This is a genomic window from Candidatus Melainabacteria bacterium (assembly GCA_003963305.1).
Classification (GTDB): domain Bacteria; phylum Cyanobacteriota; class Vampirovibrionia; order Obscuribacterales; family Obscuribacteraceae; genus PALSA-1081.
In genome coordinates, this window is record RXJR01000013.1 from 1 (window position 1) to 26,928 (window position 26,928).

Consider the following 26,928-nt stretch of genomic DNA (forward strand, 5'->3'; position numbering starts at 1 on the left):
AGCAGAAGCTAAGGCAGAAGCAGAAGCTAAGGCAGAAGCAGAAGCTAAGGCAGAAGCAGAAGCTAAGGCAGAAGCAGAAGCTAAGGCAGAAGCAGAAGCCAAGGCAGAAGCAGAAGCCAAGGCAGAAGCAGAAGCCAAGGCAGAAGCAGAAGCCAAGGCAGAAGCAGAAGCTAAGGCAGAAGCAGAAGCCAAAGCGGAATCTTCAGACGAAGCGCCAACAGAAACTTCAAAAGAATCAGAGCCTTCCGCTAAAGAGAGCTCAGAAACAGCCGCTGAAGAAAGCCCGCAGTCGGAAGCAAGTCGTAAGACGGCAAAAGAACTGAAAGAATTCGGGCGCCTGTCGAGTAAGCCCGGAGGCACTGAGTTCCAGTCAGAGACTGCTGGAACGATGAAGACTATCGGTAAACTGCTTATCGAAGTGCAAGCGGTAGAAAACATTATCAAGGCCGGCGAAAGTGGCACTATTGGAAGTGGTCTGACCACGGCCCGTGTTATCTCAGCAGCGCGGGGCGAAGGCATCAAAGCGCTCTTGAGCAAAATCGACTCATACAGCGGCGTAGACGGCAGCATCATCGTCGGACATGACGGTCTTGTGATTGCATCTACAGCTGGTCCCGGCATGGATAAAGACACGCTGGGCGTCCTCTCAGTCGCATGCTTGAGCACAAGCAACCTCGCTACCAAGAAGCTGGAAATTGGGAAATTGCGTCAGATGGTGCTAGTAACCGACGTAAAAACGACAGTGTTGACCGACGTAGATGTAGGCATTCTGGCGGTATTTCTGGATAACAACGACGTCGGCAAAATCGATGGTCTTCTGGAAGCTATTCACGACACAATTCACGGATAGCGCATTCACAAATACCCAGAAAGCCGGTCGTTGTCGTGGTAGGCGCACGTCCTCGTACGCACACATTCGTGCTTAGAACACGCTACTGTGCTTAAAATCCATGCATCAGAAGCGCCACCAACTGGCAACTGCAATGCATGGAATTAACTACGTCGAAGTAAGTAAGGTCTACCTTAGTTAACTGTGGTGCGTGAGTCGAGTCGACTACTTAAGCTTCGAGATAGTCTCCAAAAGCTTAGCATTGTCAGGCATTCCCTGAATAACTTCCTGAATCACGCCAGCCTTATCGATGACAAACAAGACGCGACTTGAATTTGTCTTGCCTTCACCAATGGTGCCATAGAGTTTACCGACTTCGCCCTTACTGTCAGCCAACAATTTCTGTTTTAAACTGTACTGTTTGGCGAACTTATCGTGGCTCTGGAGAGAGTCACTGGAAACGCCGAACACAACAGTATCGGCTGATTCGAACTTGGAATAGTCTTCAGAGAATGCGCACATTTCTTTTGTGCAGCCGGGAGTGTTGTCCTTGGGGTAGAAGGCAAGGATAACGTTCTTTTTGCCGCGGAAATCCGACAAGGATACTTCGCCTTCAGGATAAGCGGCGACTTTGAATTCGGGTGCCTTTTCGCCAGCAACAGGCATGGTTGAGGCTTCGGTTGGTGAAGTCATGATTACTATCCTTCTTGTGGATGTGTGAAGAGAGCTAATTTTATCACTTAGCAGCTTCTTCCAGTTTCTCGAGAACCAATTGCTGATTAATTACCTCAGGAAGAACAATTGGCTGGTCTGGTCTGGATGACGGAAAAATTACATAGAGCGGTACGCCTGAACGATTGAACTTATTGAGCAGCTTTGTAATCTCAGGATCTTGCACAGTCCAATCAGCCTGCATCGGCACCACATTTAGTGCCTTGATTTTATTCACGACCGGCTCGCTATCCAGAACAGTTTTCTCGTTGAATTTACAGGTTAAACACCAATCGGCTGTGAAATCGAGAAGCACGGTCTTGTGATCAGCGATCTCTTTGTCTAACGCTTCGACGCTGAAAGGAACCCACTTGATTGGTGAATTGGTGTTTGCTTTCTCTACAGGTTGGGCTTTCATTCCTATTCCTGGCAGCGGATAGACGAATACGTAGAATGCAATTGCTGTAATTGCCCCCGCAATGGAATAAACAGTTACTTTGCGCCCTGTTTCGCTAGTCAAATCAATAAATCGACCGACCAGCCACGCAGCAAATGCCAGCGCAATTAGAAAGTAAGATGTGCTGATTATGCCTTCGATACCGAGTTGAGCACCAAGAACGCTGAGCAACCAGGCCACAGTAGCAAGCAATACAAAGCCGAGCGATTCTTTGAACTTCTCCATCCAAACGCCGGGCTTCGGCATGTATTTCATCCAGCCAGGCTGAGCCGTGAGCAGGAGGTAAGGCAATGACATTCCCACACCTATAGTGAAAAATATTGACGCCACAACCCACCACGGTTGCGAGAAGGCGAATCCTAACGCAGTGCCCAGGAATGGTGCTGTACAGGGCGTGGAGAGAATTGTTGCCAGAACACCCTTGAAGAAAGTCCCCGAATAGCCTTCTTTGTTGGCGAGCTGATCAACTGCGGTTTGACCAGGAACAAAAACATAGAACAAACCAAACAGACTCATCGCAAACAATAGAACCAGCGATGACATAGCAATCAGAAAACCCGGGTATTGAAATTGGAATCCCCATCCAACGCTGTTTCCAGTTGCTTGCAGCGCAATGACGATTGCGGCAAGCACCATGAATGATGAAATGATTCCGGCTGTGAACGTCAATCCCAGAAAACGAACACGAAGAGGCTCATCTTTAGCCTGTTCGAAAAAACTCAAGACCTTGATAGCAATGACTGGCAATACGCACGGCATTACGTTGAGGATGATGCCACCCACAAATGCGAGCCCCAAATAAACTAGAAGGCTCTGCGGCTTGTCTGCAGAACCTTCAACGGTGAACTTCTGATCAAGCACAGAAACACCATCCGGCGCTCGCGGATGACCGGTGCCACCTTGTTGAGGCACCGTAGACGATACCGCAGCGCCACTTTGAGTGCCGTCGGGACTTCCGTCGCCGCGAAGCGAAGACAGATCTCTACTGCTTCCATCAAGGCTCAAGTCTTTAACAGATCCCTCAAAACCGAGCTTGGAAAACTGCTCCACATTAGCAGCGGCAGCGCTCGAACCATTCTTGTCGACGGGTACCGACAGCGAAACTGACGCACCGCCTGGAACGCAGATCTCGGCACAGGAAAGCCATTTCACATCGACCTTGAAGTCGATCTTGTCACCATTGAACGCCGCTGGAGGCGTTATGGTGGCACCAATTAAAGTCTTGTCTTTATAACCGTAGGTGACTATTCCACTGTCGCTGAACTTTGATGGCTTCTCCCAGAGAAGCGGTCCGGCAGTGAATCCTGGAGGCAGCTTCCAGATAATTTTGGTGGGCAAGCCCGCATCGCCACTTTCTTTGTAATAAGTGTGCCAGCCGCTCTTCATAGTCAGCTCTACGCCCAACTTGAACGGTTTTCCAGCCTGAATAGCCGTCGTATCCGCGATCAACGCAGCGGTCACATAGGGCTGTTCAGTCGATACTTTTGCATGCGCTTCCTCCGCCTTAGCCACTTGACTGCAGAAGCTGCTGATGGAACAGACGCCTGCAAGCAAGAAAAAGAAACTGCAAAGGGTAACCAAAGTTCTATTCGAATACTTCATGCCAACTCCACCTGGATGTTTCAGGATTCTATCCTAAACTTGTGAAATTTTTATTCGTGCAGCCCATTGTGCTTGGCAATCTCTGCATAGACCGAGGCACTGTGCCTGAACGTCCGCTCTTGCGTCGAGTAGGTGACACGAACCAATCCAAAGCGAGGACGCAAACCCTCAGCCCACTCGAAATTATCGAGCAAAGACCAGTACATATATCCTTTTACGTTGGCACCATCTTCAATTGCATTGTGCAGCGCCGACAAATGAGTAGTCAGATAGTTGATCCGTTGATCGTCTGCCAGCGACCAATCTCCTTCATCCAGGTCATGCGCAAAGGCAGTTGCAAACCCATTTTCAGTAATTACTATCGGGCGCAGAGTGCCGTTGGAATTGTATTTGAACGGACTCAAATCATAAATCAAAGTCTTATATAGCCCGTCCGGGTAATGTTCCCAGCCCATGCAATTGACTTCGAGTTCGTATTCGCTTGACGCAGTTCCGAAAATGTCAATCGGCCACTTGTAGGTAAATTCGGAAAGTTCACGCGTGTAATAGTTGACGGCGATCCAGTCCATAGCGCCTTTGAGACCCGGAATCTCACCGCTGATTTTCTTCACCTCGGCATTAGTGCTAAGCGGATATGGAAATTGTAAATTGCCTGTCTGCACCGCCATAGGAAACATCAAATTGAAGACGTAGTCTCGATAGTAGCGAACCATGTGATCGAGAGGATTCCAGCGATGCTTTGGCGTAAAGGGTCGCCAGTGCATGGTGAAACTGACCGGTTTACCCGGCGTTTGCTTGTGCAAAGCAGCATAAGCTTTTCCATGTGCCTCGAGCATGTAACGAATGCACTGAAAGGCTTTCAGATAGTCGTTGCGAAATCCGGGCGGCCAGGCGCCGGTGACAAAGCTCTGATAGGCATACGCGAGCGGCTCATTCAGAGTTATCCAGTAATCGACGAGGTCGCCGAATGCTTCGGCCGCCAGTGCCGCAAATCGCTCAAACTCGGTAATTGAAAGAGGCGAAGTCCAACCTCCTGCGTCACTCAGCCAGCGTGGCAGAGTGAAATGGAAGAGAGTGACGAATGTCGTAATACCTTCCTTTTTCAAGCCAGAGAGGAGCCCACGATAGTAGGCGACAGACTCGGCATTGAGGGTGTAAGGCTTACCGTCCTGAGGCGGTTCCGGGCAAAGCGCAGGCCAATTCAAACTGAGCCTGAACGCATTTAGATTAAGCTTGCGACATATTTCAATGTCGTCGCTGTAACGATTATAGAAATCACAGGCTCGATCGGCAGTTGTCGCATCTGAGATTTTGCCGTCCAGAGTGGTCCATTCAGACCAGTCAGAGCTGCGATTCGACATTTCGTGAGGATGCCCTTCTATCTGAAAGTGCGATGTTGCAGCACCCCAGAGAAATCCATCCGGAAATTTTAGAAAACGGCGGTCTGTCAAGATACCTATTGAGCTGCGCAGATTACTGCTTCCAGCTCATCCCCCATAAATAGATCGACATAAATGACGGCAAAGTGTTCCCGCAGTCATCCAGCAAAATGCTTTACGTACCTCACTCCAAACAGGAATCTACGAGCTTGGCAAGCCTATAATAGGTGGCGATTCCACTACACTATCTAACTTAGCAGAATAAGTTTGACTACAGTCACCGGTGCCCCGTTAGCGCCAGATATTCAACAAAATTCAACACTTGCATGTGTGCTGCTGGCGCCGTTCAAAAAGCCTGTATTGCGCGATACATTGCTGTGCCTGGCGATTGTACTCATCAATCTCTACTGTTTTCATCGCACGATCAATGGCTACTTCTTAGCTGACGACTTTGTTCATGTGCCTTATCTGGTCAAGGTTTTCAACGGTCACGCCGATCTGCTCCTGCAAAACTTTTATACAAATTGGGTGCAGGCACAGGGCACTCAGTTCTACAGACCCCTCATTTCGCTGACCCTGGCTCTCGACTACTTATTCTGGAAAGCTAATCCCGTCGGCTATCACATCACCAACCTGCTCTACCAAATAGCGTCGAGCATCCTGCTTTTCCTCTGCACACGACGGTTATTCAGCTTCAAGACGGCAGCAGAATCAAACTGCGTCGGTTTTCTGGCCGGTGCCTTTTTCGCCGCCTGTCCGCTGCACCCAGAAGTGGTGAGCTGGATTATTGCCCGAGTCGACAGCGTGCAAACAACTTTTCTCCTGGCAAGTTTGTGGATGTACCTGCGCGCCCGTGACCTGGTGAGCCCCCCACTCAGTCGAGCACTCAGCTATTCATGCTTCGTACTCGCTTTGCTCTCAAAAGAAATGGCAATCACTTTGCCACCAACGCTCGTGCTACTTGAACTAATCAAATCGGAAAAATCCGGTTTTATCGAGCGAATCAAAGAGGCGGGCAAAGCGACCTGGCAATATTGGCTGATTCTAGCTATCTACATGGGCGTGCGCACCGCTTCACTGGGAACCATATCTGGTGGCTACGCAGGATCTATTGGTCAGGGATTGAGTTCATCTCTCTTCAAACGCTGGTTTCAAGACGGCTCTTTTGGCCGGGTGTTGCTGCCTCTCAACATAGAGCTGCCAGGTGGCACCGCACACAAATTGGTGCGCTCGTTGAAACTGTTTTATGAACTTGCTGCTGCTCTTTTAGTGGCTCGAATGGCACTGCTTTTCAGAGACGGCGCACTATCTGTATATCTGCGCAGGCTGCTGTTTGCAGCTGGCTGGTTTGTAATTGCAATGCTGCCCACATATCAGGTCTGGAATCTAACCGAAACACTTCAGGGAAGTCGGTTCATCTACCTCGGTACAGCACCGCTTTGCTTACTTGCAGCCTTGTTAATCTCCCCACTGCGCTTTGAAATCAATTGTGCCGGCAGCAAGCTCATCAATCTGCTTTCAAGCATTGTCTCAGTATTGATCTTGTGGACAGGCATGCAAATCACATACCAGAACAACAGCGCCTGGGCCCAGGCAAGCAAGGGAGTCCGAGACTTCAGAGCGGCAATTGAGCATTGGTTTGAAGCCCGCGAAAACGAAGGACGCAAACTAGTTGTCCTCAATATTCCTCAAAAATTTGCTGGCGCGCATATGATTTACAACGCCGCCACTCTAAGTGTTTTATTGCGTCCGCCACTCAGCTCAAAAGATTTTTCAGATAGCGTTGTCACATTCGAGCCAATCACATTCGGCTCCGCAGACTTGCTAAACATTTCCCGATTGCGTCGACTGTTGGCAGACTCTTCAAAGTATAAATTCACGCGCTGGGATAGCGGAAAACACGTCCTTGTACCTTTGTCGCTCGCCAGTACACCGCTGAAGAAAGAAATTCAGGGCTCGGATTACACCGATTCCAGAAGCAGTGGTAATGAGACTTTTCTCGTTTCGCCACCAATAGATATCTCATCATCTTCCGTCGATTTCGTCGATGTACAGCTCGCTCAAACTAAGACGACGACACGCTCTTCCGACTCAGACAGCACCGGCGCCGATCGAGACGAACAGGGTGCACAAGCGTCGAACGTGCTGACTATGAGTTGGAATACCGAAAAGGATCCGATTTTCCGCGACAGCAGAACCATTGCAGAAGCCTTTGACAAGCCAAAAGAGCTGCGATTTACAGTTTCTGAGCATAAGAATTGGGTGGGAAGCGAGTCGATTCATCAGTTGAAATTCGATTTACCAGATGGCGTGAAAATCAAAAAGGTAACGCTGCTCAGCGGCGAAAGTGCGATTCCAACTATCGCTCCAGACACGACGGAACCAAAGAAAGACGGTCGCACTGTAGCAGAAGACGTCGGCGGCGTTTCCCGCCCCGGCAGAATAATTGGTCCATTCACCTACGACGTTTCAAAAGTTGCGGGCGCCGACCATGCTGTCTTTGAAATTTCCAAAGCAGATTCCTGGTTCGAGCACTACTCAGGAACATTCAGAGACAAGACGCTTTCACCAGAAGCATTGCTGACAAAATCGACCACTGAAAAGTCAGGTCAGTTCAGTCTACCGGCTCAGGAACTGGACAGACCAGGCTTTTACGAAATCAGAGTGTGCGCAGTCGACAAGAACGGAAAACTCTGTGGATTTCCATCCGACCCAATTGATCTGCAGTTTTCTGCCGAGGACATCAAGAAACAGTAGTGACCATGCAAGCCACCACCTCTACAGATTCGGAACAGGGCTTCATCTTGCCGCCCAACAGAATTGAACTGGGACGACTGAAAGTACAAATGGTCCTGGGCATTCTGCTGATTTTGGTGGCATGTTTTGTCAACTACTATCCCAGCTTAAATGTTGGTTTGCTTCTGGACGACTTCAACAATGTCGATTACGTCTATCGAGCCTGGCACGGAGACGCCGCCGATTTCCTATCGAACTTCTACAGCAACTGGGCGAAGCTTGACGTAATGCGGTCGTACCGTCCGTTCATTTCACTGAGCTTTTTCACCGACTACGCAATGTTTGGTCTGCACTACGCGGGCTACCACATGACTAACATTGTCATGTTCGCCACCTGTGCGGTTTTTGTCAGCCTGATTGCGCTCGAATTGACGGGAATGTACGGCAATCGCTCCAGGGCGTCAGTGGCAATCTGGGCCGGACTGCTGTTTGCAGTAGATCCGCTGCACGTCGAATCTGTGACGTGGATCATCGGCAGAGTCGATTTGCTTTGCAGCGTCTTTTATTTTGCCTCAGTATTTTGCTTTCTCCGATTCAGATTGGTGCGAGATCGCACATATTTACTGGCCGCACTGGTCTGTTTTTTCATCGCGCTAGGCAGCAAAGAAATGGCTGTCACACTGCCTATCGTGCAAACCATGGCATGCTTCCTGCCGATTGGTCCGGCGAAGAACAGCACGCGAACACTAACGCAAAAAATAATTCAAAGCGATTTAAAAATTGCTTTCCTGTTCTGGATCGAACTGGCCGGATTCTGGGTTTTACGGCGAACAATTCTGGGAGCAGATATAGGCGGCTACGGAAGCACCGATCTGAAGACCGTTTTGAACAGCTGGAGAAATTTTGCCGATCGACCCAGCATGGCAAAAGTATTTTTGCCCTTGAATGAAGAGCTCACGTTTTCGCCGCTATTAATCAAAACCTGTTGGTCAGGCTTCGGCATAATTTTTGCAGCAGCACTACTGCGGCTGTTGAACTCACGAAAGTTGCTCGTACCTGTAAGCTTCTTGCTGCTCTGGGCTGTTCTGGCTATTTTACCGACTTTTCAAATCTGGCACATTTATCCAAACCTCGTTGGCAGCCGCTTATTCTTCACCTCGTCTGCACCTCTGTGCATTGCTATAGCGCTCTGTGCCATACCGGCAACAGACGCGATAGGAAGGTTCGCTACACGCATGTGGTCATACGTCGGCATGACAGCACTGCTGATTGTCTTTGTTTGCTGGTCATTCATACTGCAGGTCAACTTAAAACCCTGGCAGGTTGCCTCCAATCACATGAAGACATTCCGACGACAGCTTACAGAAATCTCGGCTCAGCTCAAGCCGGGAGAAAGAGCACTGCTTCTGAATCTTCCGCCTGATTACCAGGGTGCCGGTCTGGTCACACGTTCATGGTACGTTGAGCAGATCTGCCGACCACCGTTTGCGCCGACAGACACATCGAACAGATTCATCAGTGTGGAGCCGGTCGTTTCTGGAAGTCACGATTATCTATGGCCGACCGAAGTGAACAACCTTTTGCGAGATAAGAAAGTAGCGGCAAAAGTGATCTGGAATCCGTCCACAGGAGAATTTGAGAAATTCTCAAAACGCCCGGACATTACGACTCTCGGCGCTGACAGCGCCAAAGTAATTTCGGAATCTAACTTTCTGGGTGCCACCATCGACCCTGACAGCGCCTGGTCTGGTGTCGACAAAGAATGGCGTGTGCAGTCAGACAGACTACCAGGCATGGAGATACATTCCGAGTTCAGACGTCTCTATCCTGCTATCCGCGCACGCAAGAAAGGGGCACCACCCACGATGACATTCTGGTTGCCCGTAAAAGACATAAATCCCCTCGTCCAGAATTACGCACAACTCAATATGAAAGTGCACGGCAGCGACTCAGAATTGGACAAATGCCGCTTCGTCTGGAAATCGACAGGTCTGAATCATCCCGGTCAAACCGACCACGAAGCTTTGATACAGCGCTCTGCTGACGGCAAGTACTTTGTCTGGCTGGGGCGCTACCGAGGCTGGAGCCTGAATGATTCACCCACTGCGGTCGGGCTGAGAATGCCATCCGGCGACTACTGTATCGACCTGAAAAACATAGAACTGAGCAGCGATGAAACACTGAAACCATCGATAAGCATCGACAACGACAGCACCACATACGGTACTCCTGGAACGGTCGTGCGTCCGAAAGCGCAAAGCACTAAAGTACGATGGCAGGCGAGCCGCCCTGGCGTCGCATCTGTAATCATAAAGGTCAGCAAGCCGAATCTAGTCTTCGACCCATACTCTGAATTAGACGTCGCCTCAGGCCCGACCGGCAACGTAGCAAAAGAGCTGGCAAAGAGCGAATTGCAAGGCGAGATGCCGATCGCCGATCTGAAATTGCCGGAAGGAACAACTCAGATACAGGTAATCGGCATCGACGAAGATGGAAAGCAGGTGGGTCTCCCATCTGAGCCAATCAGTGTCAAGATTTGAAGTCGACCTCAGATCAAGAAGTCGCTTGTAGCACCAGAAATCGGATTGAACTTTAGAACGTCACCATCAACGGATTCGCAGGTGGCGCGACAGGCACGCTCTTGAGCGGACGAAGATTGGCAGGCGTAGGAGCCGGCTGCATCCAGCTCATTACCGTCGGTGCGGCAAAGATCCAGGTCGCGCCCAGCACTACCAGCCCAACCAGAGCCATTATCGATACAGCCATAGCTTGCTTGATCCTGGTTTTCGCGACTGTCGGCAGATGCATATATCCAAGCATCATGAGAGAAGCGACACACGCAAAGGCAAAGGCGAAAGCCGACAAATCTTGGACGCTGAAAGTCGGCACTTCAGACACACAAGCGTGAGCTGGAAGCGCAGCTGACAGGAGCGGCAGTGAGGCAAGTAAGTATCTTTTACGCATAGCTCTGACCAGTAAGGGATATTAATCGATCATGAGGGCTGAAGCCAAAGTTGTAAAGAGGGTTTCAGCATAAATAACATTAGGGTTTTTCACCTTTTATCTCAGCACTAACCTGCTTCCGGCTGCCCGCTCTGGCATGGACTTTGGCACTCTCAAACCGATATAGAGAGCCAGGTAGGCCACACAATTGATGAGGAAGGCAGAAAGAAGGGCTCTCCAGCCGAGGTCGCCTCCAAATCCCATGGAGTCGAAAAGCATTGATAGGACGTTGAGAATCAAGTTCAAACCGTTGCAGACGAAAACCGGAGAGAGAACGAGCAATGCATTTTCAAACTCAGGACGTTTCGATCTGACAGCCGATCTTGAGAAATAGCTGACCAGAGCAATGGTGCTCGCGTAAGCCAACAATTCAACTGGAAACAAACGCTCAGTCAGGGTAAAAGCAAGCACTGTCGACGAAGCTATCAAAGTGCCAAGAATCTGCAAATTCCAGAGTTCCGGCAAATTCAGACTGGAGACACGCAGTCGAGCCCGGTTCCATCGAGTCAGGAAGTATGCCACCACACCAACGAAAGCTGCCAGACCGATTTCGCCCGCGCGAAAAAACAGATCGTTATCGATGAGCGAATCCCAGAGCGCCGCTCCGACAAGGCTTACTAACAGTATCCAGAAGATTCTAGTGGAGTGTTTCGCTCGAGTTCGGCCAGCCACTAAAATGCCCAGACAAATTGGAAAAACAAGGTGGGCAAGTGAAAAGTTGGCGACGATACCCTGATTGAAAGCACGCTGCTGACCAAACATTACGTCAACCAGTTTGTAACCCCAGTCGTAACCGCCGCGCACCAGCAAGACTGATGAAACAGTCATCACTAGCAGCGCAACCACCGTTCTAAAATTGGAAATCATCCTGGCTTGTTCCAAAACCGAAGCTCTGGTTGCTCTTGTTTCGGTCTTAGAAACGGCTGGCAGAGTTAATGCTGCAGCAACCCACTCATCTTCCTGAGCAAATGGATCTGAAACGATGCGATATGCAGACTTGAACTTCTCTTTGTGACGCATAACTCCCTCACTAAACCAAAGGAGCTACGAGCTGGGTCTAGAGAATTAGGAGGAAACCGCCATATCTGGCGGCACATTTTTTCGCGCAGACAAGAAAGCCGAGAGTTCGCGATTGATCTGCGAGACAACGGCAGGTCCATGATAGACAAGAGCGGTGTAGAGTTGAACGGCAGTAGCTCCCGCTTCCAGGAACTCAAACGCATCTCGCCCACTTGAGATTCCGCCGCAGGCAATGATTTGCTGCTCAGTTGTTTTGATTTTTGCGACGCGCTGAACCAGCTTGAAAGCCTTTGCCTTAAGCGGTTTGCCGCTAAGTCCACCGTTTCCAATTTCGGAGATGCGAGAAGCGCTGGTCTTCAATCCATCTCGACTGACAGACGTGTTGCCGCAAATAAACCCGGCGAGACCGTGGGTGCTTGCGATTGCCACTATATCCTCGACCAATTCATCTGAACTATCGGGAGACATTTTGATGAATACCGGAAGACCGGCGTTGTTTCTCTCTTGCACTTCACTCATGATGTCATTGAGTTGCTGGCGCTCATTGATAATGCCTTCGTGTGTATTAGGACAGCTGGCATTGAAAGCAACATAGGCAAGTGGAAGTGCCTTCACATAATCAAAAGTGGTCAGGACATCCTCAATTGCCTTGTCTCCTTGAACTTCAGGGAGATTTGTCTTGGCAATATTCAGCCCCGTCGGCAGAGCGAAACGCGCCGAAGCCAGACGAGACGCCACAACCTGGGCGCCGTCTCCGTTCAATCCCAACCTGTTAATTACAGCCTCATCAGCCGGAAGCCTGAATAGCCGAGGCTTGGGGTTGCCACCAGTAGACCGTGCGCAGACAGAACCGACCTCGACGAAGCCAAATCCCAGCCTATCTGCAACTTCAACAAGCCGTCCATTTTTATCAAAACCGGCAGCAAGACCGACAGGGTTTTTCAGGACAGTGCCTGATAATTTTGTTGACAGGTGGGGCGACTGAAATTCGAACCGAAAGGGGCTGAGAGCCAAAAGGGGCGCCAGTTTATGAACCAGATCGTGTGCACGTTCAGGGTCCATTTTGAACAAAGCTGGGCGAATCAGAGTCTCGTACATGCCCCGATCATAGCGGGCATTTAAGCCAAAAGCAGCTAAAGTTACGTTAGAGGCAAGACGCTTTGTCGAACTCCAGCCTGAACCGCTCAGGGCTGATGTCAGGGGATCTTAGTGCATAGACAGTGGGATATTCAGCTCTGACGGGGCATATGTTAAATGGGTCGAGCTAGCCGCCGAAGCCATCCGTGCGGCGCCCCCTTGCAAAGAGACGCTTGAGTTGGAAAAAAACGTCGGCAAAGCCTGCAGCAGCTGTGGTCAAGTTTTTGACCCCAGCATTGCCTTCTGCCCAGCCGATGGAACGAAGCTATCGTCCGAACTGGTAACTGCGACTTCTCACGAGTTGATTCAGGTGACAAGCCGCCACCGCATCAAGGCGGAAGGAACATCAGAGTCGGAGAGAGCGGCTAAGAAAGATGCGGCAACACGAGTTTCGTCACCGCAGATAGTGCTCGAGGCGCCAACACAAAACGAAGCTCAGGAAAAATTGAAAACAGACAAACAGAAAGAACAACAAAACGAATCGCAGAAGCAGTCGCAGAAAGGTTTCTCGGAAGACAAAACGCGCAACGAATCATTTGGAAACGGTTCCAAGAAACACGCGTTCGTTTCAGACGATGACGAGAGTGATGCCGCCGACGAACTACGAGAGACTAGATCTCACTTAATTCCCACACTGATCGGGCAAACTTTAGACAACCAATACGAAATCGTTTCACTGATAGGCAAAGGCGGGATGAGCTTTGTCTACAAGGCGACGCATCTCCTGATGAGAAAGACAGTTGCCATTAAAACGCTTCTCCCACACCTGTCTTTGAATGCAATCAGCCTGCAGCGTTTCCAGCAAGAAGCGCAGGCAGCGAGCAATTTAAAGCATCCAAACATCATCGCCGTGCACAACTTTGGCACCACCCCTGATGGCGAACCCTATCTCGTCATGGATTATGTGGAAGGTTCATCAATCGCAGATGAGTTAGAGCGCTATGGCTTCGTTCCCGTAGATCGCGCTGTAGACATCTTCATTCAAGTTGCGGATGCGCTTGCTCATGCTCATCAACGAGGCATCATTCATCGAGACTTGAAGCCAAGCAATATCTTGTTGCTGGAGAAAGACGGGCAGAAAGATCACGTCAACATCGTCGACTTCGGTATAGCCAAAATGCTTCCGCAAGATGGCGCGGAAGCAGTCAATCTAACCCAGACAGGCGAAGTGTTCGGCAGCCCTCTATACATGAGCCCAGAGCAGTGCAGAGGCGAAAAGCTCGACAATCGCGCAGACATTTACTCGATGGGATGCCTGATGTACGAGACCCTGACGGGACGCCCAGCCATAAGCGGTGATAACACTATGGAGGTGCTATATAACCATCTCCACGAAATTCCAGCGCCGATGAAAGCGCCTCTAACGCATATTCCACCGCCGCTGGAAAGAATTGTCTTCAAGACTCTAGCCAAAGATCCGTCGCAACGATATCAAAACATGAACCAGTTGCGTGACGAACTGCAAGCCTTCAGCCTGCAGCAAAAGACCAGCTTGGTCAGCAGGTTTACTAATTCCTGGCAGCTTTTCTGGCTGCGACGAAAACCTAGAACCAAGCGAGACAAGATTATTGTTGCCATCGCCACTAGTGGCTTTCTCTGCGCCGCATTTTTCGCCTACCAGCTAGCCGCTTTATACTGGGCTGCTGCGGACTCCCCATCTTCCAAGGTGGCTCTGATGTGGGACGAAGACCGAGAAGCACTAAAACCAAACAAGGAAGCAATAGAAGACGCCAAAGCAAGATTCGACGTCATGTACCATGCACGCGTGGCGGCCTCGATGGATGGAAAACACGCTGAAACCACTGAAATAATCAATTACCTGTCTGGCCCTGCCGAGTATCTAGCGAAACGACACCTGTGGAAATCGGCGTTAGAAATGTATGAGCTGGCTTATAAGTACAGCTTAAAATACAACGATTATCTGGCGCTGCGCACAATGACCTTGAGAATGGCAATGGCAGATTGCTACTTGAACATGCAGCAGTACGAAGACGCCGCTCGCATCGTAGGCGAGATGATGAACAAACTTGCGGTGGGCGGACAAAGAGATTATGTGGATCAATCGATTCTTGCCTCTAAATTGGGCACGATCTTTTATCTTCAAGGTAAGTGGACTCCGGCGCTCCAGTATCTCGGCGATGCCTACAAGTGCTGGACGCAGCCCCATAGCTACACATTGCCATTCACTTTCTACAACATGCCTGCTAATCTCGAAAGCAACTATGATTTCACGTTGCTCTTGAGCAGAATGGCCACTGCCTACCAGCGTATTTATCAAGCCTCAGTCGAAAAAGGAACGCCGGACGAGCGAGCCCTCAAAGACTCAGTCAAGCTGTACAAAATGGCTGTAGCGCAATGGAGCCACGTCGTAGGCGATCACAACTCCAATCGCAACGAAACTGTAGCACTGGCCAACTACGTTTTCCTCAATCACGTTTTAAATAAGACTGCAGATCTGGATTCAGAGTACACACAGCTTTTACAGCGCATCAAAGAATTCGGAACAGATAGCGCATACGAAGGAGTGGTTCTCTTGAATTACTCTCAGTATTTGATGGATAAAGGACGATTGCTGGAGGCGGCCACGAACAGGATTCACGCGTGGAGAATCTTCGCTCAAGTGGCAAAAGCCGGAGGCGATAGCATCGGCGGGAACATCAACAGCATCGGCGGCAGCGCTAACAACGGCAGCAGCGTTAACAGCGGCAGCAACACCAGCGACGACACCAGAAACAGCGGCAGCAACGGCACCGGCAATGACTCAGAAATGACCGGCGAAACCAGCACCGTCATCGGAAAATAGAATCTCACCCTCGTCCTTGACTGGTGTAAAATTCGCTCCCATTTCAAATATCTTTGGATCGATCAGTTCCTTTCTGCATTCCAGCGTTTGCAAATAAACTAACTTATCGTCCACTTCCGGTTTTGCTACGCCGCGCCTGAACACTTGCCAGGTCGCCATGTGCTTCAGACCAAATCCTCTCATCTGCGAGAAATTTCGACTCGTCATGCGTTGGAGTGGTGCGCACAGGTCATCAATATGGGGAAGGTCAAAATATGGTGTCACCCAGTAATCTTCAACATACTTGGCATAACGAAATTGATCTTGCTGCGCATTCAGCATGTTGCGAGTGTATCTCGTACATTTGCGGCCCGCCACCAATTCTTCCCCCACCTTTTTCCAGGGGCTGTACTTGTACTTCGAATGTAGCGAAGTCAAACCACCTTCCATCATTGCGCCAATGCGGTCAAATCCGGCTTTCTTGTCGAAGATTTTTACCTTTTTCGTCTCTGTATTGTAGAGATGCGTTTCGAACAAAGGGGGTCTGCAAGTAATGGCTAAGATCGGAGAACTAAGGCGAGAGCCATCCGGGCTGACCGTCCACTCGACGCGTCCGAAATAATTGACCTTCATGACAAGCTTGTAGCCCATTTTGGGCTTCGCTGAATCAGATTTGGCAGCGGTCTTTGTTGAATCCGTACCAGCAGGCTTTGTGCCAGCCTTAGTTGCATCTGCACCAGCAGGCTTTGTGCCAGTCTTAGTTGCATCTGCACCAGCGGGCTTTGCGCCAGCCTTGGTTGCATCTGCACCAGCAGGCTTTGCGCCAGCCTTGGTTGCATCTGCACCAGCAGGCTTTGCGCCAGTCTTGGTTGCATCCGTGGTTGCTGCTTTGCCACCTCTGTTGGCGTCAGCGCTGAACACAGAACTGCAACACACAGAAACTGTTGCCGCAAGCACTACTGCTCCGAGTGCAGCTTGTTTCAGATTTGCCAGGGAATATCGATTGCTAACCACAGTAAAGAAATAGTACCGCAAAGCGGTTCAGTATACACTCTCCCGCTCCCCAAATAATGACAATCAGTGTCGCGTGGATCCCACAGTGTCTGAACTTTTAGCCGCGTCGACTGGAGACGCCTCGGATCGATTAAATAGATGAAGCAGCCACTTTTGGAAATCGTCGACATAGGTAAACACCACTGGAATGACGACAAGTGTGAGCAGTGTGGAGGTGATTAAACCACCGATCACTGAAATTGCCATCGGTGCCCTGGCCTCCGAACCGGCTCCGATCCCCATCGCGATCGGCAACATTCCGGCAATCATGGCAATGGTGGTCATCAAAATAGGACGCATACGAGTTTCACCGGCTCGTATAATCGCTTGCTGTCGCGGCACGCCCTTCTTTATTTCCATCAATGCGTATTCGACCAGCAGAATTGCGTTCTTAGTGACCAGCCCCATCAACATGGTTATACCTATGAGGGCATAGAGACCCACTGATTGATTGAAAAGAACCAGACCCATAAGCGCACCACACAAAGACAACGGCAACGACATCATGATCACCAGCGGATGCAAGAAACCGCCAAACAAAACAATCAGCACAGCATAAATCAACAGTATAGCCGCACCAATAGCAGTGCCGAAACCAGCGAACACATCCCTTTGGATTTCAGCATCGCCCAACGGCTGCTCCTTAACCGACTCGGGCATACCTTTGAAAGCCGGTAATTCATGCACCTTTTTCAAAGCTTCGCCTAGCGTTACATTGGCATCCAGACTGGATTCCAGAGTCACCTGGCGCTGACGGTCAAATCGATCCACTTGAAACGGTCCTGTTCCGAATTCAATTCTGGCAACGCTGTTCAATGGCAACAGTCGATTGCCTGTGCCGAGCACCTGAAGGTGGCCAATCGTTTGTAAGTCATTTCTGTAACGAGGATCAAGTTGAACACGAATATTGATTTGCCGGTCGCTCAAGTTGAATTTCGCCAGGTTGGCATCCGAATCGCCGAGCGTAGCAATTAAGGCCGTGCGGGCGATAGACTGCACCGATACGCCTTGCGCGGCAGCTTTGTCGAAATCAGGATGAACGAGAATCTCTGGTCGCAACAGGGCAGCGCTGGTCGTAACATCGCTCAAACCGGGAACGGTGCGCATCTGATCTTTGATTGCTTCAGCAGTCTGATTGAGAACGATCGGGTCCTGACTCGTAAGGGCCACACGCACCGGCTTGCCCCCCATACCTCCAGCCCGCGAGAATGTGAGCCTGACTCCAGCTACTGAAGTGATTTCGGACCTGAGCAGATCCTCGAAAGCCTGCTGCGAAATCTTGCGCTTAGTCTTATCGACCAGTGTTATGTAGAGCGTTGAAGTGTTGACAACGCCACCACCTGAGATACCACCGCCTCTTGTGGATGAAGGTGTGCCTATGAAGGCAACAACTTTCTTGACTTCAGGATGCTTATTTATTATCGCCGTCAATTTTTCTGAAGCAGCGCGGGTTTCAGCGATTTCAGAACCAGGAGCCAGTTCGACATTCAAAATCAGTTCGCCACGATCCACATTAGAAATGAGCGACGTAGGCATGGAACGGAACAGAACAATGCTGAACACAAACAACACAATGGCACCAGCCACGGTGATAACTCGATGCCGCAACGCCCAGAGCAACATACGATCGTAAAAACGGGTCATTTTGCTGGACCCGGCTCTGGTCTCATCGTGCCCATCTTTCATCATGTAAGCAGCCATCATCGGCGTGATCATGCGAGCTACTAATAGCGAAAACAATACAGCCACAGTTACCGTCAAACCAAACTGCTTGAAAAATTGTCCTGGAATTCCGCCCATGAATGCTACGGGGACGAAGACTACGACGATAGTCATAGTCGTAGCAATCACAGCCATGCCAATTTCTTCGGCAGCTTCAATAGCAGCTGTAAAAGGTGGCTTGCCCATCTTCAAGTGACGAACGATATTCTCAATTTCAACAATCGCATCATCGACGAGGATGCCGATTACGAGAGCCAGACCCAGCATAGACATTCCATTGAGAGTAAAATTCGCCCATTGCATAACAGCAAAAGTTGGAATAATGGAAAGCGGAATGGCAAGACCAGAAATGAAGGTTGCCCGCCAATCTCGCAAAAACAGCCAGATCACGATAACGGCAAGAAGAGCCCCCAGCACCAGAGAATCGAGCGATGCGTGATAGGACTCCTCTACATACTTTCCATTCGATCTGATTTTTGTGAACTTAACGCCGGGAATAGACTTCTCAAGCTCACTGATTTTCTTGTCCACACCGCGCTCGACATCAACAATATTGCTGCCGGTGCTGCGCACCACTGAAAAAGCCACAACCGGTTTGCCGTTAAGCAAAGCCATCTGCCGCACTTCCGAAGTGCCGTCAGTAACTTGACCGAGCGTATCGAGACGAGCGTGCTTGCCATTCGGCAAAACAATTTCCATCGCCCCCAGTTGCTGAACCGTCATAGCACTGCCAAGAGTACGAATAGATTGTTCAGCAGAACCGACTTTGCCGCGTCCACCCGGCAGATCGATATTCAAGGCACGAATTTGCATGTTCACAAGATCAGCGGTTATCCCAACAGCCTGCAATCGAGTCGGATCGAGATTTACTTGAATTTCGCGCTCAACACCACCCGAGCGCTGCACCTGACCCACGCCGGAGACGGAGAGGAGCGCACGTGACACATCGTTATCGATAAGCCAGCTCAACTGACCGGCATTCATGTTGTCTGCAGCAATGGTGTAAGTGACAAAAGGACCGCCAACCCAATCGAGACGTTGAATGATTGGTTCATTGATCTGTTGGGGTAAATTCTGCCGAATCTTCGCGACAGCATCTCGCACGTCATTGACTGCGCGATCGGTGTTGGTGCCAAGCACGAATTCGATGCTGGTGGTACTTGATCCATCCGACACTATAGAGGTTATATGTTTGATGTTTCCAATGCCCGCAACAGCATCCTCAATCTTCCTGGTCACCTGAGTTTCCAGTTCAGTAGGCGCAGCACCAAGCTGTGTTACGGTCACTGATGCAATCGGCACATCAATGTTCGGATTCTCATCGATTCCCAGACCAACAAACGCCACTGCCCCCATAACAGTGAGCACCAGAAACAACACAATGGTTGGAACGGGATTTTTGATTGACCATGTCGATAAATTCCAACTGCTCATCTTTTGATTCCAAATCTTCTAAATTGCTTCGACTGCCTTAATTAGCCACGCCAACACGCACATAGTCACCATCTTTGACAAAGCCAGATCCTTTGACGATGACAGTATCTGACGGCGTCAATCCATCGAGGACTTCAACAAGGTTGGCGTTGCGGTTACCTGTTTTAACGATATGACTCTGCGCCTGGTTTTCCTGATTTAAAACCAGTACGAACGACTCATCGTTTTTTGTCAAAACAGCTTGACTCGGCACGGTCAACACCTGGCTGTCTCCAACGCGAATATCGCCCCGCACGAAATTGCCTGGTTTAAAACCGGCAGAAGAAGGCACATCAATGCGCACAGTACCAAGCCGTGTCTCCAGATCGATGAGCGGGCTTATTTCTCTGATTACTGCTTTAATTTCGTGACTGTGAGCACTGTCAGTGATATCTACTTCCATGCCCGGGCTGAGCTTGGCTAGCTCTTCTTCGGAAACCTGAGCCCGCAGTTCGAGCCTATTGTCGCGAACAATCGAAAACATCGACTTGCTCGTGGAAGCTATATCACCAAGGTGAGCATCACGCTTCATGATCAGACCATCGACCGGAGAGCGAATTATGGTTTGAGCGATTTGCGCTTCCAACTGTCTAACGGTCGCTTGCGAAGCAGCAACATTCGCGCGAGACATCAGTATGTCTTCACGCCGCCCGCCCACAGCAGCCATGTGATAGCGCTGAACGGCTTGCGAATGCAGAAATTCTGCAGCCCGAACTCGCTGCTCTGCACTGCGAACATCAGCATCTGCCAGTTTAGCGTCGGTATCTCGGTTGCCCGCATCCTGCGCACTGACGGCGCCCTGTCGAGCAAGATCCGAATAACGTCGGGAATTTTCGAGAGCATTGTGCAGATTCGCTTGCGCACGCTTCAGACCGGCACGCTCCTGCGCAACGCTTGCTTCAGCCTGCGACATCGCATCACGCAACGCGTTGATATCCTCAACGCGATTCGGTTGAATTGCCTTTGCCAACGCGGCCTGGTTGACTTCCAGACGGGCTTTCTCTTGATCTAGTTGCGCCTGCAAAACGGATGAATCAAGCCGAGCCAAAACCTGGCCTTTTTTCACGACCTGCCCTTCATCCACCAGGATAGATTGGATGCTCAGTCCGCTAACTTGTGAGCCGATAGTCAGCGGGTCCCACGGCCAGATCGTGCCATTTACTTTCACGACACGCGGCATCGCCTTAAGCGCCGCTCTTTCTGCAGTCACGGTGAGCACTGGAACTTTACTTTTTGCCACTGGTGCCGGTGCCTTTTTAAACGCGGCAAAGCCAACGGCAACACCAATTATGAGGATGATCACAAGTCCGATTACGAGAGCCATCTTTTTCCCAGGAGAGCTTACGGAAATTGCCCTCATACCGGCCTTTAGATCTGGTGTCAATGACGATGGCAAGCCCGGAATGTCGCCAGACTTCACTGTGGAGGAATTAGAAACATCCGCCCGCTCGTCATGTTTAGTTGCAGTGGTATCAAATTCCATTCCTGAGATCCCCGTTTCGATCAATGAGTAAACCGTTGAAAACAACATCTAGAATGTCGTCTGTTTGAGCTTCGAGCGACTCGTGGCGCCCCGTGAAATAGTTGGAAAACATGGTGCCGTAAACGAGATTGCTGAGAACATCGGTGACTCGTTTAACCGGCACGCTGCGCATGCGTCCCGCCCGAATCGGCTCAGAAATAAGGGCTTCCCAGGGATCGTCCTCGCTTTTTTCGCATTGAAAGAAATACGTATGTTTGTTTCGATCTCTAAATTCAGCTCTTTCCTGAATGATCAATTCAACCAGCTCAGGATGAGCATCAAAAAACGCGAAGAATGCTCGTATGGCAGCTCCGATCGTCTGCAGCGGATCGTCGGATTCCGTCAAACTGTTCATCACCTGCGCGCCCAGGCGATTACGCCCATGGTCGACACAGGCAAGAAACAATTCCTTCTTGCTCGGGAAGTAGCGATAAAGCGTGCCTTTGGCCACTCCCAGGACGTCGGCGACTTCCTGCAAGTCTGCGTTCTGGTAACCTTCGCTGGCAAAAACTCTAGTCGCGACCTCTAATATCTCTTCCTGGCGCCGGGCGGCCAGTGAGTCGTCTTTAGGTCGTCCAGGCGCCCGCTTGGGTGCTGCGAGCTGGGCTGACTTATTCATTGCGGCTCTCTTCCTTACCTTAAGCGAATTAAATGACTGACGGGTCAGTCAACTAAATCATAACAGAACCTTGTCAACTCAGCTTGAATTTTTCGAGAGTGTCGAAAATATTCGAACCTCGTATAGACACGCGAACGGCACCTTATATTTTTCAACTTCGCAGGGGGTATTTGCGATGGGCGACGGCTTTGACAACAGCCTGGAAAGCAGTTCGAGACAAGCGGCGACAAACAATGACAGTTACTGGCAAAACATCGCCCGCAACGCTCAACAAAGCATGGTTCGCAACGCGATAGTACCAGCGGCCCCGTGGCTGCCGTCCTATGCTGCAATTGAGTCGGCAAGAGCTTATTCACCAACCACGCCAAGCGAAAATTTTCGACCACAGGACAGTCAGGCGAGGCCTGATTCCGCACAGAATCCACTCGGCATGCTGCAGGCAGCCGAAGCAAGCCTTGCACAAAACGGTATGACCGCTGACACAAAGAAGCTTTACCAAAATGCGATTGCTGCTGCTGACGCCAGCTACGATACCCAGAATGCCACGGTTCTCAAAACACTTACCGATGTTCTAACCACGGGCAAAAAAATGGACGGCTCAGATGTCACACCAGATGAGCGATTCAGAGGTCACCAGATTCTTGATCAAACGCTAAAGAATGCACAACTAGGTGTGCAATTCAGATTCCTTTACGCAGCAACGTTGCTGCAGACCAGACAATTCGCGACCTGCGAAGCGACTCTAAAAGATGCAATCAACGCATCGGACCGCATGCCTCAAAACGTAGTAAAGCCGGCGCAAGAATTGTTGCAACGAGACCTTTCCAACCCGTCACTGAGTCGTGAACAACAGCTTATGTTGGAAGAACTGCAGAAGGACTATGTCGGTGAAAAAACGTTTCAACGACCGGGTTTTGGGTATCTTCCAGCGCTGACGAGAATTGAAGCCGCATCATTCTATGTGAGTGCGCAGCCACGAGATGAAGACAAAAAGCAAAATGGCGTGCTCAAGCCAGAGCGGGCGCTGTCCATGCTTGATTCAGCCAAAGCAGTTTACCAACAGAATCTGCACGTCGATGTATCAGTTAAGGGAACAGACCCACTGTTTGATGCTGTATCGGCAACGGCAAAACGAATGCTGCCGGAGAATTTGAAAAAGGAAAAAGCATCCGCAGATGGATTTTGGTCCGACAATCTTCTTGATTTTGCAGTAGGTGCGGCTGCTTTCGGTGTCGCAGCTGTCACTAAAGTCAATCCGAGCATGTTAAGCGCGGCCGGAAAAGTTTTAATGGCAGGAACAATGGTCAGTGGCGCTACAGTTGCAAGACATTACGGACATGAGCTGTTAACCGGCGATTCAGAAACATGGCTGAATAGCACCATACACGGTGCAGCATCCGTTGCCGAAATCGGAATTATTGCCGGTGTGAAAGGCAAGTTAACAGATGTCTTCTTCAAAGGAGCAACTGCAGATGCGGCGCTACTGCGAGTCGCTGAAGTGCGAGGCACAGAAGGTGCGCTTACCTCTGGAGCACTCAAAGAGTTGTATACAGCCAATAAGTTGGCCATTCCAAAATCACTCTCGGCCATAGATTCAACAGCTCTCCTGGTTAAGGATGGAACTATCGTGAACTCAGTCGACCTTGGCTTAAACGCAGCCAAAAGCGCGGAGTTGACCAGATTAGCTCTGTCATCGCCATCATCGAACGTCCTGATTCAAGGTGCAAAATCAATAATAACTACGCCCTTAAATGTTGCCAGAGGTATTCCTGCAATCGTAAACCCAACTGAACTAAATCTAGCCACTGCCACCGCGGGTCAAATCGGCGCCCGAAGCACCCTGACCGGATTCGCTTCAGCACTGGCAGGAGCTGAGGGATACCAGGCAATCACGGCACTCGACAGAGCGTACAACGCCAACACAGGCGAGTTGATAAGCTACGGTGACTCGTTTAAAAACAAGATGCTGAGTTTCGAACCGCTGGTCGGCGCACTCTTTATTGCCCCGTACCTCAAACCCGGAATCATGCCCGTAAACTATTACAGTGAAGGTGCTGGACGAGTAAGAAATGCCTGGTCATCGGTCCGTAATATGTTCAGCCACTTAGGTCCATCTGGACACTTTGCACAATCGGAAAGTGCCATGAGCCGCGCTGCTGCTTCAACTGTACCGATGGCTGCAGGCAATCTAGTAATGTGGGATTCAGTATGGAATAGAGACGCAATAGTCCATGACTCGAAAGATTTGCTAGAGCAGCAAACAGGTCACTGAAATTCGTTGATTGCGCCGACTATGCGACATTTTGCGCGCAGCCGAGTTGGCGTGTTAAACTACTCCAATTAAATTTCCCGAGAACAAGCCGCGGCTTGGATTTCAAATGAGAAGACACACTCAGCGACGGTTCGCAGAGGAAGCAGCTCGATTCATGGCAGAAGGCTCAGAAGATGAGTATCTGCATGCCAAAGAACGAGCCATGATGATGCTTGGACTCACTGGTCAGACGCGGCTGCCATCGAATAAAAAGATTCGCGGCTGGGTTCGCCGTATTACAGAAGACGAACTTGGTCCGGACGAAGTCAAAAGACGTGTCAGAGAAATGCGCGAGATTGCACTGGCAATCATGACGGTAATCGAAGATTGCGATCCTCATCTGATTGGCAGCACGCTGTCGGGCGAGATTCGCTTGAGTTCGGACATCGACTTGCACGCATACAGTGACGATTTTGAAGAGCTGATCGATGCTCTACAAAAATGGGGCTACGAAGGAATTGAAACAGAACTGGTCGAAAACAGGAAAGGCTCTTTTGTGCATCTTAAGTGGATCGAGCAGGGATACCCGGTCGAGATTACCGTTTATCAATGGGCTGACCGCGATGTAGTGCAGATATCATCAGTGACCGGACGCCCGATGAAACGAGCTGACACTTATAAACTGCAAAATTTATTGCAGTGTTAATCAGACAGTCAGGTAGAATAGCTTGAACACTACAACCGAGAGGATGTCGCATGAAGTCGACAGGCAAATTCTATGTTTTTGTTGCCATTGCAGCTCCAACATTAGCTGGAATTGTTTTTGCCGCTCCCAGCCTGGCCGATGAGTATGCACAAGGTGCCGCTGCCTACTCAGCAGGAGACTTCTCCGGCGCGAAAACACACCTGATAAAAGCGACACAAGTCAAACCAAAGTCATGGCAGGCGCATTATCAACTTGCCAACACTTACATACAGTTGAAAGACTCTGCCAACGCAAAAATAAGTTATCAAAAATGCATTGCCAATAATCCTCCTGCGGATATTAAAACCAATTGCATGACTGCGCTTTCCTACATTGGAACGAATCCAAAGTTGACCGCTCCGGTGGCACCGACGCCACCAAGGCCAGTGCAGATGATTACACCAAAGCAAACGACGGCAAGTGATAGCACCTCAGACGAGTCATCAGAGCACGCAGGTAGTGCAGACCTGGAAGCGCGTCGAGCCAAAGTTATTGCTGATGGAGAAGCAGAAGTTGCCCGCATGAAGCAGCAAGAGAAGGAAAAGCAAGAAGAGGCTGAAGCCAACGCGAATCAGCGCTATATCTATCCGGATGGGACAGTTAAAACTTCGCTATCAACTGAGGAAATCGCACAGATGCAGCGTGAGATCGACCAGAAGGCAAGTCAGATTAGAGACCGCGCCAGACGGAAAGCTGAAGCACTAAGATAAAAGAACGTTTCACCGGTGATCCATTTTTTCATACGCTCGTCGCACCGTTGCATAAGAAACAGTTTGACCAGTGGCAGCGCTCAAATGCATGCTCGTGCACATTAGCATGTGACTCAAACCGTTGATCGAATCTAAACCGAGCCCTCTCAAATGCTTGAGAAAAGGTGTCATCGATGGCGTGTAGTTGGCATCGAATGCGATACCGTTGCCATTGAAAAGGTCAGCGCTCGTAATTGGTGATTTCTCGTCGGACTTTCCCAACCCAGTGCCATTGTAGAAATAGTCGAAGTCACGAAAGTCGCGGTTACCTTGAGCGGGGAATATTTCCAGCTCAATGGCACTGTTGTGTGACTGCAATATCTGCTTAAGCGCATTGGCGTCTCTTTCATTCAAATCAACCAGCCCAACTCGCTTCAAGTCTCCTGAAAGTTGAGTAGCCACGGCACTGCTGACACCACCGCAACCAAAAAACAACATCTTCTTCCCTTCGAAATCAAGTCCGTGAGCTTGGCCGGCACCCGAAACGAAAGCTTGTCCATCAAAGTTGTCTCCGTACAGGCGATTACCCCTTTTCAGAACAACATTGACCGCACCGCATCGTTTCGCCTGGAGACTAATTTCGTCAACAAAAGACTGCACAATTCGCTTAAAAGGGTCTGAAACCATGATTGAACCGAAGTTCTCTTCTTCTCGCAATGATTGAAAGAGTTCAGTCAAACAGTCACGAACGACTGAGTCGGATTCGATTCCTGCGCTTCCTACAAGTTCAAATGGAAGCAGGCGGGACGGAAGCCCCTCAAGGTTTTCGAGCGTCGCATAAAGCTCGAAGGTTCTCGATGAGCGAAGATAACCGGACAAAATGACATGAAATGGTTTCGATTCTCCGCGGAGTTTCGCTAACGAAGGTGCGAAATCGAGTGAATCATTAAATGGCATTCGGGGGTTTTTCCAGAAGAAAGAGGATTTTATCTAAAAATTGCTGCTTCTGCCACCAAAATTGGTGCAAACGCCGTAAGCCTGAACTACTTTGCCATTACGGTCATTCCCGAGCCCGATTTTAATAGCCTTCAGGGCCGGAAATTAGCCTTTTGACGGTTGGTTCTGACTGAAAAGTTGAGTTTAGGGTACAGTAGTAATGTGGAGTGCTTTTATATTCCGCGCTGTGCTCCTGGAAACC

At 50.0% G+C, this 26,928-nt stretch carries 18 protein-coding genes; 7 read left to right on the forward strand and 11 right to left on the reverse strand.

The features are described 5' to 3' along the window. Positions 1 to 850 (forward strand): roadblock/LC7 domain-containing protein (locus EKK48_14785; GenBank protein RTL40995.1); only part of this gene is annotated, 850 nt, incomplete at its 5' end. Between the two features lie 204 nt (positions 851 to 1,054). Here the strand turns inward: EKK48_14785 and EKK48_14790 are convergent. Genes EKK48_14790 through EKK48_14800 form a run of 3 tightly spaced genes read right to left on the reverse strand, consistent with a single transcriptional unit; the run spans position 1,055 to position 5,071 of the window. Then, on the reverse strand, positions 1,055 to 1,522 hold the full coding sequence (locus EKK48_14790) for a peroxiredoxin (GenBank protein RTL40996.1): 468 nt from the start codon (positions 1,520 to 1,522) through the stop codon (positions 1,055 to 1,057). Between the two features lie 43 nt (positions 1,523 to 1,565). Continuing rightward, complete coding sequence (locus EKK48_14795) at positions 1,566 to 3,599, reverse strand: hypothetical protein (GenBank protein RTL40997.1); 2,034 nt, start codon at positions 3,597 to 3,599, stop codon at positions 1,566 to 1,568. Positions 3,600 to 3,649: 50 nt separating this feature from the next. Next, positions 3,650 to 5,071, reverse strand: coding sequence for a glycosyl hydrolase family protein (locus tag EKK48_14800; GenBank protein ID RTL40998.1), 1,422 nt, complete (start codon positions 5,069 to 5,071; stop codon positions 3,650 to 3,652). Between the two features lie 174 nt (positions 5,072 to 5,245). Between EKK48_14800 and EKK48_14805 the strand changes: the two genes are divergently transcribed. Further along, positions 5,246 to 7,735, forward strand: a complete 2,490-nt coding sequence (locus tag EKK48_14805) for a hypothetical protein (protein ID RTL40999.1) — start codon at positions 5,246 to 5,248, stop codon at positions 7,733 to 7,735. A 5-nt stretch (positions 7,736 to 7,740) separates the two neighbouring features. After that, positions 7,741 to 10,254, forward strand: a complete 2,514-nt coding sequence (locus tag EKK48_14810; GenBank protein ID RTL41000.1) for a hypothetical protein — start codon at positions 7,741 to 7,743, stop codon at positions 10,252 to 10,254. A 52-nt stretch (positions 10,255 to 10,306) separates the two neighbouring features. Here the strand turns inward: EKK48_14810 and EKK48_14815 are convergent, their stop codons facing one another. From EKK48_14815 to EKK48_14825, 3 genes are all read right to left on the reverse strand, one after another. Beyond that, entirely contained in the window at positions 10,307 to 10,678 is a 372-nt protein-coding gene (locus EKK48_14815; protein ID RTL41001.1) for a hypothetical protein, read from the reverse strand. Between the two features lie 96 nt (positions 10,679 to 10,774). After that, positions 10,775 to 11,737: a hypothetical protein gene (locus EKK48_14820; GenBank protein RTL41002.1), complete on the reverse strand. Its 963-nt coding sequence runs from the start codon at positions 11,735 to 11,737 to the stop codon at positions 10,775 to 10,777. Between the two features lie 45 nt (positions 11,738 to 11,782). Next, positions 11,783 to 12,835, reverse strand: a complete 1,053-nt coding sequence (locus EKK48_14825; protein ID RTL41003.1) for a quinone-dependent dihydroorotate dehydrogenase — start codon at positions 12,833 to 12,835, stop codon at positions 11,783 to 11,785. Between the two features lie 217 nt (positions 12,836 to 13,052). On the opposite strand from EKK48_14825, the gene EKK48_14830 reads away from it, so the two are divergent. Beyond that, a complete protein-coding gene (locus tag EKK48_14830) occupies positions 13,053 to 15,677 on the forward strand; it encodes a serine/threonine protein kinase (protein RTL41004.1) in 2,625 nt (874 codons plus the stop codon). Here EKK48_14830 and EKK48_14835 read toward each other — a convergent pair. From EKK48_14835 to EKK48_14850, 4 genes are all read right to left on the reverse strand, one after another. Then, positions 15,636 to 16,670 carry a hypothetical protein gene (locus EKK48_14835; GenBank protein ID RTL41005.1) on the reverse strand — a complete coding sequence of 345 codons (1,035 nt, stop codon included), beginning with the start codon at positions 16,668 to 16,670 and terminating at the stop codon, positions 15,636 to 15,638. The two genes, EKK48_14830 and EKK48_14835, sit on opposite strands and share 42 nt — an antisense overlap. Positions 16,671 to 16,733: 63 nt before the next feature. Further along, positions 16,734 to 19,865 carry an efflux RND transporter permease subunit gene (locus tag EKK48_14840; protein RTL41006.1) on the reverse strand — a complete coding sequence of 1,044 codons (3,132 nt, stop codon included), beginning with the start codon at positions 19,863 to 19,865 and terminating at the stop codon, positions 16,734 to 16,736. Between the two features lie 37 nt (positions 19,866 to 19,902). After that, complete coding sequence (locus EKK48_14845) at positions 19,903 to 21,435, reverse strand: efflux RND transporter periplasmic adaptor subunit (protein RTL41007.1); 1,533 nt, start codon at positions 21,433 to 21,435, stop codon at positions 19,903 to 19,905. Beyond that, positions 21,377 to 22,045 (reverse strand): TetR/AcrR family transcriptional regulator, encoded by a 669-nt coding sequence (locus tag EKK48_14850; GenBank protein ID RTL41008.1) that lies wholly within the window; start codon positions 22,043 to 22,045, stop codon positions 21,377 to 21,379. The genes EKK48_14845 and EKK48_14850 overlap by 59 nt, the downstream gene beginning before the upstream one ends. 175 nt (positions 22,046 to 22,220) lie before the next feature. Here EKK48_14850 and EKK48_14855 point away from each other — a divergent pair, with 175 nt between their 5' ends. The 3 genes from EKK48_14855 to EKK48_14865 all read left to right on the forward strand — a co-directional run bounded on the left by EKK48_14855 (position 22,221) and on the right by EKK48_14865 (position 25,751). Further along, the gene (locus EKK48_14855) at positions 22,221 to 24,317 is read left to right on the forward strand and encodes a hypothetical protein (GenBank protein RTL41009.1); all 2,097 of its coding nucleotides are present in this window, start codon (positions 22,221 to 22,223) and stop codon (positions 24,315 to 24,317) included. A gap of 106 nt (positions 24,318 to 24,423) precedes the next feature. After that, a complete protein-coding gene (locus tag EKK48_14860) occupies positions 24,424 to 25,002 on the forward strand; it encodes a hypothetical protein (GenBank protein RTL41010.1) in 579 nt (192 codons plus the stop codon). 50 nt (positions 25,003 to 25,052) lie between these two features. Next, on the forward strand, positions 25,053 to 25,751 hold the full coding sequence (locus EKK48_14865) for a hypothetical protein (GenBank protein ID RTL41011.1): 699 nt from the start codon (positions 25,053 to 25,055) through the stop codon (positions 25,749 to 25,751). A gap of 9 nt (positions 25,752 to 25,760) precedes the next feature. Here EKK48_14865 and EKK48_14870 read toward each other — a convergent pair whose 3' ends face one another. Continuing rightward, positions 25,761 to 26,687 carry a hypothetical protein gene (locus EKK48_14870; GenBank protein RTL41012.1) on the reverse strand — a complete coding sequence of 309 codons (927 nt, stop codon included), beginning with the start codon at positions 26,685 to 26,687 and terminating at the stop codon, positions 25,761 to 25,763. Positions 26,688 to 26,928: the final 241 nt, after the last annotated feature.

Excerpts from the sequence above, each read along its gene's own strand:
- EKK48_14855 (RTL41009.1), top strand. The coding sequence starts at position 22,221 with ATGGGCGACGGCTTTGACAACAGCCTGGAAAGCAGTTCGAGACAAGCG.
- EKK48_14815 (RTL41001.1), bottom strand. The coding sequence starts at position 10,678 with ATGCGTAAAAGATACTTACTTGCCTCACTGCCGCTCCTGTCAGCTGCG.
- EKK48_14865 (RTL41011.1), top strand. The coding sequence starts at position 25,053 with ATGAAGTCGACAGGCAAATTCTATGTTTTTGTTGCCATTGCAGCTCCA.
- EKK48_14825 (RTL41003.1), bottom strand. The coding sequence starts at position 12,835 with ATGTACGAGACTCTGATTCGCCCAGCTTTGTTCAAAATGGACCCTGAA.
- EKK48_14850 (RTL41008.1), bottom strand. The coding sequence starts at position 22,045 with ATGAATAAGTCAGCCCAGCTCGCAGCACCCAAGCGGGCGCCTGGACGA.
- EKK48_14795 (RTL40997.1), bottom strand. The coding sequence starts at position 3,599 with ATGAAGTATTCGAATAGAACTTTGGTTACCCTTTGCAGTTTCTTTTTC.
- EKK48_14845 (RTL41007.1), bottom strand. The coding sequence starts at position 21,435 with ATGTTGTTTTCAACGGTTTACTCATTGATCGAAACGGGGATCTCAGGA.
- EKK48_14860 (RTL41010.1), top strand. The coding sequence starts at position 24,424 with ATGAGAAGACACACTCAGCGACGGTTCGCAGAGGAAGCAGCTCGATTC.
- EKK48_14810 (RTL41000.1), top strand. The coding sequence starts at position 7,741 with ATGCAAGCCACCACCTCTACAGATTCGGAACAGGGCTTCATCTTGCCG.
- EKK48_14790 (RTL40996.1), bottom strand. The coding sequence starts at position 1,522 with ATGACTTCACCAACCGAAGCCTCAACCATGCCTGTTGCTGGCGAAAAG.
- EKK48_14840 (RTL41006.1), bottom strand. The coding sequence starts at position 19,865 with ATGAGCAGTTGGAATTTATCGACATGGTCAATCAAAAATCCCGTTCCA.
- EKK48_14820 (RTL41002.1), bottom strand. The coding sequence starts at position 11,737 with ATGCGTCACAAAGAGAAGTTCAAGTCTGCATATCGCATCGTTTCAGAT.
- EKK48_14870 (RTL41012.1), bottom strand. The coding sequence starts at position 26,687 with ATGCCATTTAATGATTCACTCGATTTCGCACCTTCGTTAGCGAAACTC.